Origin of the sequence: Streptomyces sp. CB03238 (assembly GCF_002099185.1) — a bacterium.
Taxonomy (GTDB): domain Bacteria; phylum Actinomycetota; class Actinomycetes; order Streptomycetales; family Streptomycetaceae; genus Streptomyces.
Map to the genome: position 1 here is coordinate 17149 of NZ_NBCN01000019.1, position 12966 is coordinate 30114.

13 protein-coding genes are annotated in these 12966 nt (G+C 71.4%); 6 read left to right on the top strand and 7 right to left on the bottom strand.

What is annotated here, in order from left to right; all coding sequences use genetic code 11:
- Positions 1-35: 35 nt before the first annotated feature.
- The 6 genes from BKD26_RS28810 to BKD26_RS28835 are packed head-to-tail and all read right to left on the bottom strand — an operon-like array spanning position 36 to position 7193.
- Positions 36-1454: an FAD-dependent oxidoreductase gene (locus BKD26_RS28810; RefSeq protein WP_084904128.1), complete on the bottom strand. Its 1419-nt coding sequence runs from the start codon at positions 1452-1454 to the stop codon at positions 36-38.
- 22 nt (positions 1455-1476) lie between these two features.
- Positions 1477-2271 carry an ABC transporter permease gene (locus BKD26_RS28815; protein WP_084904131.1) on the bottom strand — a complete coding sequence of 265 codons (795 nt, stop codon included), beginning with the start codon at positions 2269-2271 and terminating at the stop codon, positions 1477-1479.
- Positions 2271-3200 (bottom strand): ABC transporter permease, encoded by a 930-nt coding sequence (locus tag BKD26_RS28820; protein WP_084904134.1) that lies wholly within the window; start codon positions 3198-3200, stop codon positions 2271-2273. The genes BKD26_RS28815 and BKD26_RS28820 overlap by 1 nt, the downstream gene beginning before the upstream one ends.
- Positions 3197-4351 (bottom strand): ABC transporter ATP-binding protein, encoded by a 1155-nt coding sequence (locus BKD26_RS28825; protein ID WP_084904137.1) that lies wholly within the window; start codon positions 4349-4351, stop codon positions 3197-3199. The genes BKD26_RS28820 and BKD26_RS28825 overlap by 4 nt, the downstream gene beginning before the upstream one ends.
- A gap of 44 nt (positions 4352-4395) precedes the next feature.
- Positions 4396-5643 (bottom strand): spermidine/putrescine ABC transporter substrate-binding protein, encoded by a 1248-nt coding sequence (locus BKD26_RS28830; RefSeq protein ID WP_084904138.1) that lies wholly within the window; start codon positions 5641-5643, stop codon positions 4396-4398.
- Positions 5644-5675: 32 nt separating this feature from the next.
- Positions 5676-7193 carry a gamma-aminobutyraldehyde dehydrogenase gene (locus tag BKD26_RS28835; protein ID WP_084904141.1) on the bottom strand — a complete coding sequence of 506 codons (1518 nt, stop codon included), beginning with the start codon at positions 7191-7193 and terminating at the stop codon, positions 5676-5678.
- Between the two features lie 175 nt (positions 7194-7368).
- Between BKD26_RS28835 and BKD26_RS28840 the strand changes: the two genes are divergently transcribed.
- Positions 7369-7926 carry an NADAR family protein gene (locus tag BKD26_RS28840; RefSeq protein WP_179166749.1) on the top strand — a complete coding sequence of 186 codons (558 nt, stop codon included), beginning with the start codon at positions 7369-7371 and terminating at the stop codon, positions 7924-7926.
- A gap of 451 nt (positions 7927-8377) precedes the next feature.
- On the opposite strand, the gene BKD26_RS28845 is transcribed toward BKD26_RS28840, so the two are convergent.
- Entirely contained in the window at positions 8378-8968 is a 591-nt protein-coding gene (locus BKD26_RS28845; RefSeq protein ID WP_084904147.1) for a DUF4190 domain-containing protein, read from the bottom strand.
- A gap of 83 nt (positions 8969-9051) precedes the next feature.
- Between BKD26_RS28845 and BKD26_RS28850 the strand changes: the two genes are divergently transcribed.
- The 5 genes from BKD26_RS28850 (at position 9052) to BKD26_RS28870 (ending at position 12923) form a co-directional block, all read left to right on the top strand.
- On the top strand, positions 9052-10077 hold the full coding sequence (locus BKD26_RS28850; protein WP_084904150.1) for an adenosine deaminase: 1026 nt from the start codon (positions 9052-9054) through the stop codon (positions 10075-10077).
- Entirely contained in the window at positions 10077-10769 is a 693-nt protein-coding gene (locus BKD26_RS28855) for a glycerophosphodiester phosphodiesterase (RefSeq protein WP_084904391.1), read from the top strand. The genes BKD26_RS28850 and BKD26_RS28855 overlap by 1 nt, the downstream gene beginning before the upstream one ends.
- On the top strand, positions 10766-11044 hold the full coding sequence (locus tag BKD26_RS28860) for an SAM-dependent methyltransferase (RefSeq protein ID WP_084904153.1): 279 nt from the start codon (positions 10766-10768) through the stop codon (positions 11042-11044). Before BKD26_RS28855 ends, BKD26_RS28860 begins: the two co-directional genes overlap by 4 nt.
- Positions 11045-11166: 122 nt before the next feature.
- Positions 11167-12249 (top strand): histidine kinase, encoded by a 1083-nt coding sequence (locus BKD26_RS28865; RefSeq protein WP_241518898.1) that lies wholly within the window; start codon positions 11167-11169, stop codon positions 12247-12249.
- Positions 12246-12923: a response regulator transcription factor gene (locus tag BKD26_RS28870; RefSeq protein ID WP_084904156.1), complete on the top strand. Its 678-nt coding sequence runs from the start codon at positions 12246-12248 to the stop codon at positions 12921-12923. Before BKD26_RS28865 ends, BKD26_RS28870 begins: the two co-directional genes overlap by 4 nt.
- The last annotated feature ends 43 nt before the right edge of the window (positions 12924-12966 follow it).

Below are 12966 nucleotides of genomic sequence, written 5' to 3' on the forward strand. Positions count from 1 at the left end.
GGCGGGGGCGCTCACCGGGCGCATTCGGATGACGATCAGCTGTCGAAGCCGAGCCCGAGCCGGTCCATCGCCTTCAGCCACAGGTTCCGGCGGCCCCCGTTGGCGTCGGCCCGGGCCAGGGACCACTTGGTCAGCCCGATGCCCGCCCAGGCGATGGGCTCCGGCGGGAAGGGGAGCGGCTTGGTGCGCACCATCTCCAGCTCCGTACGCTCGGTCCGCTCGCCCGACAGCAGGTCGAGCATCACGTCCGCCCCGAACCGCGTCGCGCCCACACCGAGCCCCGTGAAGCCCGCCGCGTAGGCGACCCGTCCCCCATGGGCCGTGCCGAAGAACGCCGAGAAGCGGGAGCAGGTGTCGATGGCGCCGCCCCAGGCGTGGCTGAACCGGACGCCCTCCAGTTGCGGGAAGCAGCGGAAGAAGTGCTCGGCGAGCTTCAGGTACGTCTCGGGCCGGTGGTCGTGCTCGGGGCTGACCCGTCCGCCGAACGGATAGATGGCGTCGTAACCGCCCCATAGGATCCGGTTGTCGGCGGAGAGCCGGAAGTAGTGGAACTGGTTGGCGCTGTCGCCGAGGCCCTGGCGGTTCTTCCAGCCGATCGACTCCAGCTGATCGTCCGTCAGCGGCTCGGTCATCAGGGCGTAGTCGTAGACGGGGACCGTGTAGGCGCGTACGCGCTTGACGAGGGACGGGAAGACGTTGGTACCGAGCGCGACCTGCCGGGCGAAAACCCGCCCATAGGGCGTGCGTACGGCCATTCCGGCACCCGCGCGGGCGAGCTCAAGGCCCCGGGTGTTCTCGTAGACGCGTACGCCGAGGTCGACGCAGGCCTGCTTGAGGCCCCACGCCAGCTTGGCCGGGTGCAGCATGGCGACGCCGCGCCGGTCCCACAGCCCGCCCAGGAAGGTGGGCGAGTCGACCTGGGCGCGTACGGCGTCCCGGTCGAGGAGTTCCAGGTGGCCGGCGAGGCCGAGGCGGTCGGCCTCCTCGTACACCTCGGTCAGCTCGGCCATCTGGTGGGGTTCGGTGGCGACGTCGATCTCGCCGGTGCGTTCGAAGTCGCAGTCGATGCCGTACGCGGAGACGGCCGCTTCGATGGCGTCGAGGTTGCGGATGCCCAGCTCTTCGAGCTTCGCCAGCTCGTCGGGCCAGCGGGCGAGCCCGTTGCCGAAGCCGTGGGTGAGGGAGGCGGCGCAGAAGCCGCCGTTGCGGCCGGAGGCGGCCCAGCCCGCCTCCCGGCCCTCGATGAGGACGACGTCCCGCGCGGGGTCCCGCTCCTTGGCGAGGAGCGCGGTCCACAGGCCGCTGTAGCCGCCGCCGACGACCAGCAGGTCGCAGTGCTCGGTGCCGGTGAGGGCGGGCAGAGCGGCCGGCTTGCCCGGGTCTTCCAGCCAGAAGGGGACGGGCTGGGCGTCCGAGAGTGATTGTGCAGCAGTACGCATGGCAGCTGGGGCCATGGTTTCCAACTCCTATCGGAACTCACGAGATGGTTGTGCGCTTGCGCCGGTTGGCCGCGACCTGACCGGCGACCACCACCAGGACCGCGATGACGAACATCGCCGTGCCGATGACGTTGATCTGTACGGGCGTGCCGCGCTGCGCCGAGCCCCACACGAACATGGGGAAGGTCACGGTGGAGCCCGCGTTGAAGTTGGTGATGATGAAGTCGTCGAACGACAGGGCGAAGGCGAGCAGCGCGCCGGCGGCGATGCCGGGCGCGGCGATGGGCAGGGTGACCCGCAGGAAGGTCTGCACGGGCCCCGCGTACAGGTCCCGGGCGGCCTCCTCCAGGCGCGGGTCCATGGACATCACCCGCGCCTTGACCGCCGTCACGACGAAGCTCAGGCAGAACATGATGTGGGCGATGAGGACCGTCCAGAAGCCCAGCGGGGTGCCCATGTTGAGGAAGAGCGTGAGCAGGGAGGCGGCCATGACGACCTCGGGCATCGCCATCGGCAGGAAGATCAGCGAGTTGATCGTGCCGCGCGCCCGGAAGCGGTAGCGGACGAGCGCGAAGGCGATCATCGTGCCGAGCGCGGTGGCGCCGAGCGTCGCCCAGGCGGCGATCTGCAGGGACAGCGTGAGCGAGCCGCACAGGTCGGCGACGCCGCAGGGGTCCCGCCAGGCGTCGGTGGAGAACTCGCGCCAGGAGTAGTTGAAGCGCCCCGCCGGCTTGTTGAACGAGAACACCATGACGACGATGTTCGGCAGGATCATGTACGCGAGGGTCAGCAGACCCGCTATGGCGACGAGGTTCTTGCGGAGCCAGCGCATCAGACCAGGTCCTCCGTTCCGGCCCGGCGGATGTAGACGGTGACCATGATCAGCACGATGGCCATCAGGATGAAGGACAGCGCGGCCGCCGTCGGGTAGTCCAGCACCCGCAGGAACTGCGACTGGATGACGTTGCCGACCATCTTGGTGTCGGTCGAGCCGAGCAGCTCGGCGTTGACGTAGTCGCCGCTCGCGGGGATGAAGGTGAGCAGCGTCCCGGAGACCACGCCCGGCATGGACAGCGGGAAGGTCACCTTGCGGAAGGTGGTGGCGGGCGAGGCGTACAGGTCCTTGGCGGCCTCGTGGAGCCGTCCGTCGATCCGCTCCAGCGAGGTGTAGAGCGGCAGGATCATGAAGGGCAGGAAGTTGTACGTGAGGCCGCAGACCACCGCCATGGGCGTGGCCAGGACGCGGTCTCCCTGGGTCCAGCCCAGCCAGTTGGTGACGTCCAGGACGTGCAGCGCGTCCAGGGCGCCGACGACCGCGCCGCCGTCCGCGAGGATCGTCTTCCACGCCAGCGTACGGATGAGGAAGCTGGTGAAGAACGGCGCGATGACCAGGACCAGGAGCAGGTTTCGCCAGCGGCCCGCCTTGAAGGCGATGAGGTAGGCGAGCGGGTAGCCGAGCAGCAGACACAGGAAGGTGGCGGTTCCGGCGTACACCAGGGACCGGACGAACTGCGGCCAGTACTCGGTGAACGCCTCCCAGTAGGTCTGGAAGTGCCAGGTGACCTGGAAACCCTGCTCCAGGGAACCGGTCTGCACGGACGTGGAGGCCTGGTAGACCATCGGCAGCGCGAAGAAGACGAGCAGCCAGAGGATGCCGGGCAGGAGCAGCCAGTACGGGACGAGCCGCTTGCGGGTGGCCGGCTTCCGTACGACCGGCTGGTCCGGCGCGGGCGGTGCGGGTGGTGCTTCGGTGATCGTCACGCGGCGTCCTCCACCTTTTCCACGCCCGCGTCGATGTCCTGGGCGGCGTCCAGGCCGAAGGTGTGCGCCGGGTTCCAGTGCAGGACGACCTCGGCGCCGGGGGTGAGGCGGGTGTCGCGCTCGACGTTCTGCTCGTACACCTGGAGGGCGGTGCCGGCGGGGCTGTCCACGACGTACTGGGTGGAGACGCCGATGAAGGAGGTGTCGACGATCCGGCCGGCGACCCTGTTGCGCCCGTCGGGGATCGCGCCCGCGTCGTCGGCGTGAGCGAGCGTGATCTTCTCCGGGCGGATGCCGACGAGCAGCTTGCCGCCGGTGCGGGTGTCGGCGGAGCACCGGTCCGCGGGCAGCCGCAGCTTGCCGCCGCCGGCCGTGACGGTGACGTCCGAGCCGGCCCCCACCACCTCGGCCTCGATGAGGTTGGACGTGCCCAGGAAGTTGGCGACGAAGGTGGTGCGCGGGTTCTCGTAGAGGTCGGCGGGCGCGCCGAGCTGCTCGACACGGCCGCCGTTCATCACCGCGACCGTGTCGGCCATCGTCATGGCCTCCTCCTGGTCGTGGGTGACGTGGACGAAGGTGATGCCGACCTCCGTCTGGATGCGCTTGAGCTCCAGTTGCATCTGGCGGCGCAGCTTGAGGTCGAGGGCGCCGAGCGGCTCGTCGAGGAGGAGCACCTGGGGGTGGTTGATGAGCGCGCGGGCGACGGCGACGCGCTGCTGCTGGCCGCCGGAGAGCTGGTGCGGCTTGTGGCCCGCCTTGTCACCGAGCTGGACGAGGTCGAGCATGTCGCCGACCTGCTTCTTGACGGACTTGACGCCGCGGCGGCGCAGGCCGAAGGCGACGTTCTCGTAGATGTTCAGGTGCGGGAAGAGGGCGTACGACTGGAAGACGGTGTTGACGGGCCGCTTGTACGGGGGCAGGTCGGTGACGTCCTTGTCGCCTAGGTGGACGGTGCCCGTGGTGGGCTCCTCCAGGCCGGCGATCATGCGCAGGGTGGTGGTCTTGCCGCAGCCGGACGCGCCGAGGAGGGCGAAGAAGGAGCCCTGTGGGACGGTCAGGTCGAGGGGGTGGACGGCGGTGAAGGAGCCGTACGTCTTGCTGATGCCGGAGAGGCGGACGTCGCCGCCGGTGGCGCTGTGCGTGTCAGTCATGGGTGGCGATCCCAGGGGGTGTCGAGGGCGGACGGCGGTGGTGCTCAGGCACCGATGAGCTTGGCGAACTTCTCCTCGTACGCCGTCTCTTCCTCACTGGTCAGGGAGCGGAAGGCGCGGGACTTCGCGGCCATCGCCTTGTCCGGGAGGATCAGGGTGTTCGACGCCAGCGCGGGGTCGATCCGGCTGAGTTCTTCGCGTACGCCCTCGACGGGGCAGACGTAGTTGATGTACGCGGCGAGCCGGGCGGCGTTGGGAAGCTCGTAGTAGTAGTCGATGAGCTTCTCGGCGTTGGTCTTGTGCCGGGCCTTGGCGGGCACCAGGAGGTTGTCGCTGGAGGTGATGTAGCCGGCGTTGGGGATCGCGAACTGGATGTCGGGGTTGTCGGCCTGGAGCTGGATGACGTCTCCGGCCCAGGCGAGGCAGGCGGCGATGTCGCCCTTGGCGAGGTCGCCGGTGTAGTCGTTGCCGGTGAAGCGGCGGATCTGCTGGGTGTCGACGGCCTTCTGGAGGCGGCCGAGGGCCGCGTCGAAGTCCGCGTCGGTGAACTTACCCGGGTCCTTGCCCATGTCGATCAGCGTCATGCCGACCGAGTCGCGCATCTCCGACAGGAACGCGACCCGCCCCTTGAGCTTGGGGTCGTCCAGGAGCTGGGTGACGGAGTCGACCTTGCGGCCCCCGGTCGCCTTGGTGTTGTACGCGATGACCGTGGAGATGCCCGTCCAGGGGTAGGAGTGGGCGCGGCCCGGGTCCCAGTCGGGGCGGCGGAACTGGGAGGACAGGTTCGCGTACGCGTGGGGGAGGTTGGCCGGGTCGAGTTTCTGCGCCCAGCCGAGGCGGATGATGCGGGCGGCGAGCCAGTCGGTGACGCAGATCAGGTCGCGGCCGGTGTCCTGGCCGGCGGCGAGCTGCGGCTTGACCTTGCCGAAGAACTCGACGTTGTCGTTGATGTCCTCGGTGTACTTGACCTTGATCCCGGTGCGCCTGGTGAACGCCTCCAGGGTGGGGCGGGACTTCTCGTCGTCGCTGATGTCGATGTACTGGGTCCAGTTGGAGAAGCTGAGCTGCTTCTCCTTGGCCGAGTAGTCGGTGGAGGCGGGGCCGTCACCCTCCCGCTCGGCGGGCGGGATGCCACACGCGCTCAGGCCGGCCATGCCGCCGACCGCGAGCGCGCCGACGCCCGTGGCGCGCAGCATGGAACGGCGGGTGAGGGCGCCTCTGCCGTTCGTCAGGCTGCGCCGCATCGCGGCGAGCTGTGCCGCGGACAGGCTGTCGGGCTCGTACTGCTCCATGCGCTGTGCCTTTCGGTGCGGGCCGTTACGGGTTACCGGGCCTGCTGTCGGTCCCCGAAGATCGTGCGGTGCCAGTCCTTCCGGACGACCGCCGTGTTGTCGTACATCACATGCTTGACCTGCGTGTACTCCTCGAAGGAGTACGTTGACATGTCCTTTCCGAACCCGGACGCCTTGTAGCCGCCGTGCGGCATCTCGCTGATGATCGGGATGTGGTCGTTGACCCAGACGCAGCCCGCCTGGATCTCGCGGGTGGCGCGGCCTGCGCGGTAGACGTCACGGGTCCAGGCGGAGGCGGCGAGGCCGTAGGGCGTGTCATTGGCGAGGGCCAGGCCCTCGTCGTCGCTGTCGAAGGGCAGGACGACGAGGACGGGGCCGAAGATCTCCGCCTGGACGATCTCGCTGTCCTGGGGCGCGCCGGTGATGAGGGTGGGGCGGTAGTAGGCGCCGTCGTTGTGGGGCGCCACGCCGCCGGTGACGACGGTGGCGTACGCGCGGGCGCGGTCGACGAAGGCGGCCACGCGGTCGCGCTGGGCGTGGCTGATGAGGGGGCCGAGGTCGGTGTCCTCCTGGAACGGGTCACCGATGCGGACCGTCGCCATCAGGTCGGCGACGCCGGAGACGAACGCGTCGTACAGCGGGCGCTGGACGTACGCGCGCGTGGCGGCGGTGCAGTCCTGGCCGGTGTTGATGAGCGCGCCGGCGACCGCGCCGTGGACGGCGGCCTCCAGGTCGGCGTCGTCGAAGACGACGAAGGGTGCCTTGCCGCCGAGTTCCAGGTGGAGGCGCTTGACGGTGGCGGTGGCGATCTCGGCGACGCGCTTGCCGACGGCGGTGGAGCCGGTGAAGGACGTCATGGCGACGTCGGGGTGCCCGACGAGGTGCTCGCCGGCTTCCTTTCCGGCCCCGGTGACGATGTTGACGACCCCGTCGGGGATGCCGGCGTCGGTCGCCGCCTGCGCGAACATCAGCGAGGTGAGCGGGGTGAGTTCGGCGGGCTTGAGGACGATCGTGTTGCCGGCGGCGATGGCCGGCAGGACCTTCCAGGCGGCCATCTGGAGGGGGTAGTTCCAGGGTGCGATCGAGCCGATGACGCCGATGGGTTCGCGGCGGACGTACGAGGTGTGGTCGCCGCTGTACTCGCCGGCCGACTGGCCCTGGAGGTGGCGGGCGGCCCCCGCGAAGAAGGCGGTGTTGTCGACCGTGCCCGGCACGTCGAACTCGCGCGTCAGCTTGATGGGCTTGCCGCACTGGAGGGACTCCGCGTGCGCGAAGTCCTCGGCGTGTTCTGCCAGTTGGGCGGCGAACCGGTGCATCGCGTCGGAGCGCTCGCCCGGTGTCGCGCCCGCCCAGCCGGGCAGCGCGGCGCGGGCGGCGGCGACGGCCGCGTCCACGTCGGCGGTCGCGGCGAGTTCGTACGTGAGGACGTCCTCGCCGGTCGCGGGATCGACGACGGTGTGGCCGCGCCCCGAGGTACCGGGCCGCAGCTGCCCGTCGATGTACTGCGCCCCGGCCGCGAAGCGGTCGAGTTCCTGGAAGCGGTTGCCCATGACGCTCTCCGTTGTCCCGGCTCGAATTGACTGCCGATCCTGACAGAGGAGGTTCGGGGCAACAAGGGATTCCGTTGTTGCCTTTTGGTTACGCGACGGAATCGGTCGACCATGTGTCGGGTGGGCGCGGGTATCTCGGTACGGAGTGTCAGTGGCGACTGCCAGACTGGCGTGCATGGAGAAGATCCACGAGCTGATCGAGCAGGTCAGCAGGGGTGAGCGAGTGAAGTTCCTGCACTTCTGGGGGCACACGCCGAGGCGGGACGGGACGCTCGGGGCGAGCTGCCTGAGCCAGTGGTGGCCGTCGCCGTTCACGGTCGACGGCGTGGAGTACGCGACGGCGGAGCACTGGATGATGGCGGCCAAGGCCCGGCTCTTCGGCGACGCGGACGCCGAGCGGCAGGCCATCGAGGCGCCGAACCCGGCGCTCGCGAAGAAGGCGGGCCGGCTGGTGCGCGGCTTCGACGAGACGATATGGAAGCGGGAGCGGTTCGGGATCGTGGTGGCGGGCAGCGAGCACAAGTTCGCGGCGGACGCCGAGCTGCGGGCGTTCCTGCTGTCGACGGGCGACCGCGTGCTGGTGGAGGCGAGCCCCATGGACCGCGTCTGGGGCATCGGCCTCGCCGCCGACGACGAGCGCGCCCACGACCCGGCCCGCTGGCGGGGCCTGAACCTCCTGGGCTTCGCCCTGATGCAGGCACGGGCGACGCTACGGGCGGCGGCGGTTGGCTGAAGCCCCGTTGCGGGCAGTCGCTCCGCCGGGCCCGGCCCTCCGTTGCGGGCGGTCGCGCGGGGCCCCGGCCCCCCGTTGCGGGCAGCCACTCCGCGGGGCCCGGCCCCCCTTGTGGGCAGTCGCTCCGCAGAGCGGGACGGGTGGGCACAACGGGACGGGGCGGTGCCCCTTCCCGGTTCGCCCTGGGGCGGTGCCCTTTCCGGGCGGGCGGCCACCACCGGTGGGGGTGGGGCGTGGCCCCTCCGGGCTCGTCTATCCCCAGAGGGGCACCCCCACGAGGCCGGCGACTTTGGGCCCCGGCACGGGAGCCGTAACGGCGCCGCCAACCTGTGCGGGGACGACCCTGCACGGCCCCACCCCGGTCGTACGCCGACTGCGGGCGGGTTCCGGCCGTTGCGGGCAGTCGTTCCGCAGACGGAACGGGGTTCGGGGCGGAGCCCCGGGAGACGGGTCAGCGGTGGGACACCAGCGACGTGTCGAAGGGGTCGGCGCCGTGCTCTTCCTCGTAGGTGTCGGTGTTCCCATGCGTCACGATCATCCAGATCGCGAAGGCCAGGAACGCGCCGCTGACCACGATCCCCACCGCGCCCAGGATGACGCCCGCGAGGGCCATGCCGTGGTTGGTGGCCTCACCGCGCTGGGCCTTCTTGCGGCCGATGATGCCGAAGATCAGCGCCAGGATGCCGAGGATGACGCCCAGGCCGTACAGGCAGAAGACGACCACCGAGACGATGCCGAGGACCAGCGCGGCGATGCCCATGCCGTTGGAGGGGACCTGCTGCCAGCCGGGCTGGACGTAGCCGGGGTAGCCGGGATAGCCGTACCCCCCGGTGGGCGTCGTGGGGGCGGGGTAGCCGTACGGGGTGGACTGGGCGGGGCCGCCCGGGGCTGTCGGGGGCGGCGGGAGCTCGCCGCCGGTCCCGGGTATGGAGGTCATCGTCGGCTGGTCGTGCACGCCCGGCGGGGGCTGGTACGGCGGCGGCTGGGGCGGCCGGCTCTCCGGCGGAGCCCACGGATCGTTCGGATCGCTCATCTCTGGCATGGGCCTCCCCCATCGTGTCCGGTCATGCTAACGGCCGCCCTACGATGATCCCTGACCAGGTGTACCGCACATGGAGGACCCCGATGACCGATCTGCACCCCTTCATCGCGGGGCTGCCCAAGGCCGAACTGCACGTCCACCATGTCGGTTCGGCCTCCCCCCGGATCGTCGCCGAGCTGGCGGCCCGCCACACCGACTCGAAGGTGCCCACCGACCCCGAGGCGCTCGTCGACTACTTCACCTTCACGGACTTCGCGCACTTCATCGAGGTCTATCTGTCGGTGGTGGACCTGATCAGGACCCCGGAGGACGTGCGGCTGCTGACGTACGAGGTGGCCCGCGACATGGCGCGGCAGAACATCCGGTACGCGGAGCTGACCGTCACGCCCTTCAGTTCCACCCGGCGCGGCATCGACGAGAAGGCGTTCATGGCGGCCATCGAGGACGCCCGGCTCGCCGCCGAGAGCGAGCTCGGCGTCATCCTGCGCTGGTGCTTCGACATCCCCGGCGAGGCCGGCCTGGAGGCCGCCGAGGAGACCGCGCGGCTGGCGGTGGACCTGCGGCCCGAGGGCCTGGTGTCGTTCGGGCTGGGCGGCCCCGAGATCGGCGTACCGCGCCCGCAGTTCAAGCCGTACTTCGACCGGGCCATCGCGGCGGGCCTGCACTCGGTGCCGCACGCGGGCGAGACGACCGGTCCGCAGACCGTCTGGGACGCCCTGACCGAGCTGCGCGCCGAGCGCATCGGCCACGGCACCAGCTCCACCCGGGACCCGGAGCTGCTGGCGCACCTGGCGGAGCACCGCATCGCGCTGGAGGTGTGCCCGACGTCCAACATCGCCACCCGGGCGGTCCTGGACATCGACGCGCACCCGGTCAAGGAGATGGTCGCCGCCGGGGTGCTGGTGACCATCAACTCCGACGACCCGCCGATGTTCGGCACCGACCTCAACAACGAGTACGAGGTCGCCGCCCGGCTGCTGGAGCTGGACGAGCGGGGCGTCGCCGACCTCGCCAAGAACGCCGTGGAGGCGTCGTTCCTGGACACGGCCGGCAAGGCGAGGATCGCCGACGAGATCGACCGTTACACCACCGAGTGGCTGCGCCGCTGATGCGCCCCGTCACCGTGGTGGCGCACCGGGGCGACCCGTACCGCGTCCGGGAGAACACGCTCGCGTCGCTCCGCTCGGCGCTGGCACGGGGGGCGGACGCGGTCGAGATCGACGTACGGCTCACCCGCGACGGCGTCCCGGTCCTGTTGCACGACGAGTCGCTGAAGCGCCTGTGGGGCATCGACCGGCCGCTCGCGCACGTGACGCTGGAGGAGCTGCGGGGGCTGACCGGCGCGGAGGGCGTGCCGACCCTGGGCGAGGCGCTGGACGCGGTCGGCGGCCACCGGGTGATGATCGACCTGCCGGGTGCCACGGAGCGGTCGGTGCGCACCATCGTCGGCACCGTCCACGAGTGCGGCGCCGGCGACCGCGTGTACTACTGCTCCAGTGCCGCGGCCATGCTGCTCGTCCGGGCCGCCGACCCCGGCGCCGAGATCGCCCTGACGTGGACGACGCTCGCTCCGCCGCGTCCGGTGCTGCTGGAGGCGGTGGGGCCGCGCTGGCTCAACTACCGTTTCGGGCTGGTCAGTCGGGCGCTGGCGGACCGCGTGCACCGGGACGGGCTGCTCGTTTCCGCGTGGACGGCCGACACGCGCAGGACCATGCGTAGGCTGATCGCGGACGGGGTGGACTCGATCACCACCAACCGCGTGGACGCGCTGAGCGCCGTACTGAGGGGGACGGGGAGATGAGGATCCGCACCGACATCGCGCACGACGCCCGCGTCTGGAACTACTGGCTGGGCGGCAAGGACGACTACCCCGTGGACCGCGCGGCCGGCGACCGGGCGATGGAGTCCTGGAACAAGAACACCACGCCGCCGATCACCGCGCGCAGCCGGGCGGAGTTCGCGTCGTTCCTGGACGGCCTGGAGGTCCTGGAGCCGGGCATCGTGTCGTGCGCGAGCTGGCGGTTCGCGGCGGTGACGGAGGTGGCGCAGTTCGGCGCGGTCGCCCGCAAGCCGTGACCGGCGCGGCCGGCCGGGTCGGCGGGGCGCGGGCCGGGAGCCGGGCCGGGGCCCGTGCGGCCCGTGCGGCCCGTGCGGCCCGTGGGTGGGCCAGGACGCGCGCGTCCCGCGGCTGGGCTCGCGTGGCCCGTCCATGGGCCGTGGACATCGGCCTCGCGCTGCTGGTGCAGGCCGCGATGACCATGCCGTTCGTCCTGCCGCGCGACCCCCGGCTGCCGGAGGCGACCTGGGCGGCGTACGGGCTGACGACGCTGACCGTGCTGCCGCTGGTCTGGCGCCGCCGCGCACCGCTGGCCGTGCTGGCGGCGATCCTCGCGGCCAGTGCGCTGTACGAGCTCGCGCTCGACGGGCCGGGGCAGCCGCTGCCGTACACCGGGCTCGTCATCGTGTACACGATCGCGGACCTCTCGCCGTCCCGGAAGCGGATGGGGGTGCTGCTGCTCCTGCCGGTGGTCGTGGCCGTGTCGGTGTGGCTCAACACCCGGTCGGCCAAGGAGCTGACCTTCTCCCTCTTCGTGTTCGGCGCGGCCTACGCGTTCGGGCGGCTCGCCGACACCCGGCGGCGGGCGAACCGCGTGGAGGCCGAGCAGGCCGCCGCCCGCGAAAGGGCCCGGATCGCCCGGGAGATGCACGACATCCTGTCGCACGCGGTGAGCCTGATGATCGTGCAGGCGGAGGCGGGTCCGGTCGCGGTCCGTACGGCCCCGGAGCGGGCGGAGGCGGCGTTCGACGCGATCTCCGGGACGGGCCGGGACGCGATGGCGCAGTTGCGCCGGATGCTGGGGGTTCTGCGGGAGACGGACGACGCCCCACGCGCACCGCAGCCGGACACGGCACAGTTGCCCGGCCTGCTGGAGCGCGTGCGGAGCAGTGGTCTCGACGTCGCGTACGAAGTGACGGGCACCGCGCGGCCGCTGCCGCCGGACCTGGCGGCGACGGTGTACCGGGTGGCGCAGGAGGCGCTGACGAACACGGTCAAGCACGCGGCGGCGCGGACGGCCACCGTGCGACTCGCCTATGGGGAGGACCGATTGGAGATGACGGTGACGGATGACGGGTGCGGGCCCACGGGCGGGGGCGGCGGTCATGGGCTGGTCGGCCTGCGTGAGCGGGCGGCGGCGCACGGCGGGAGCGCGGTGTGCGGGCCGGGGCCCGGCGGGCGCGGGTTCCGGGTCGCGGTGACGCTGCCCCTGGGGGCGCGGTGACGATCCGGGTGGTGGTGGCCGACGACCAGGAGCTGGTGCGCAGCGGCTTCGCGATGATCCTGGACGCCCAGCCGGACATCGAGGTGGTCGCCGAGGTGGGCGACGGCGCCCTGGCGGTCGACGCGGTGCGGCGGCACGGCCCGGACGTGGCGCTGCTGGACATCCGGATGCCCGTCATGGACGGCATCGAGGCGTGCCGGGCGATCGGGGGTGACTGCCGGACGGTGATGCTGACGACCTTCGACTCCGACGAGTACGTGTACGAGGCGCTGCACGCGGGTGCGAGCGGGTTCCTGCTGAAGGACGTGCGGCGCGACGACCTGGTGCACGCGGTGCGGGTGGTGGCGCGTGGTGACGCGCTGCTCGCGCCGTCCGTGGCGCGCCGGCTGGTCGAGGAGTACACGGCGCGCGGTGCCCGCCGCCGGGACGACGTACGGCTCGACGCGCTCACCGCCCGCGAGCGCGAGACGCTGCTCCTGCTGGGGCGGGGCCTGTCCAACGCGGAGATCGCCGCCGAGTTCGTCGTCAGTGAGCACACCGTCAAGACGCATGTCGGCAACGTGCTGTCCAAGCTGGGCCTGAGGGACCGCGTCCAGGCGGTGATCTGCGCGTACGAGACGGGCCTGATCGCCGCCGGGGATCCCCCGCGCGGGGGAGGACGGCCCGGCGGATGATCCCCCGCTCCGGCGATCCGGCCGGGGCGCCCGGTCGCCAGGA

What these genes read in the sequence shown, in the direction of transcription:
- BKD26_RS28845 (WP_084904147.1), bottom strand. Translation starts at nt 8,968, where the DNA reads ATGCCAGAGATGAGCGATCCGAACGATCCGTGGGCTCCGCCGGAGAGC.
- BKD26_RS28815 (WP_084904131.1), bottom strand. Translation starts at nt 2,271, where the DNA reads ATGCGCTGGCTCCGCAAGAACCTCGTCGCCATAGCGGGTCTGCTGACC.
- BKD26_RS28835 (WP_084904141.1), bottom strand. Translation starts at nt 7,193, where the DNA reads ATGGGCAACCGCTTCCAGGAACTCGACCGCTTCGCGGCCGGGGCGCAG.
- BKD26_RS28850 (WP_084904150.1), top strand. Translation starts at nt 9,052, where the DNA reads ATGACCGATCTGCACCCCTTCATCGCGGGGCTGCCCAAGGCCGAACTG.
- BKD26_RS28825 (WP_084904137.1), bottom strand. Translation starts at nt 4,351, where the DNA reads ATGACTGACACGCACAGCGCCACCGGCGGCGACGTCCGCCTCTCCGGC.
- BKD26_RS28840 (WP_179166749.1), top strand. Translation starts at nt 7,369, where the DNA reads ATGGAGAAGATCCACGAGCTGATCGAGCAGGTCAGCAGGGGTGAGCGA.
- BKD26_RS28855 (WP_084904391.1), top strand. Translation starts at nt 10,077, where the DNA reads ATGCGCCCCGTCACCGTGGTGGCGCACCGGGGCGACCCGTACCGCGTC.
- BKD26_RS28860 (WP_084904153.1), top strand. Translation starts at nt 10,766, where the DNA reads ATGAGGATCCGCACCGACATCGCGCACGACGCCCGCGTCTGGAACTAC.
- BKD26_RS28830 (WP_084904138.1), bottom strand. Translation starts at nt 5,643, where the DNA reads ATGGAGCAGTACGAGCCCGACAGCCTGTCCGCGGCACAGCTCGCCGCG.
- BKD26_RS28810 (WP_084904128.1), bottom strand. Translation starts at nt 1,454, where the DNA reads ATGGCCCCAGCTGCCATGCGTACTGCTGCACAATCACTCTCGGACGCC.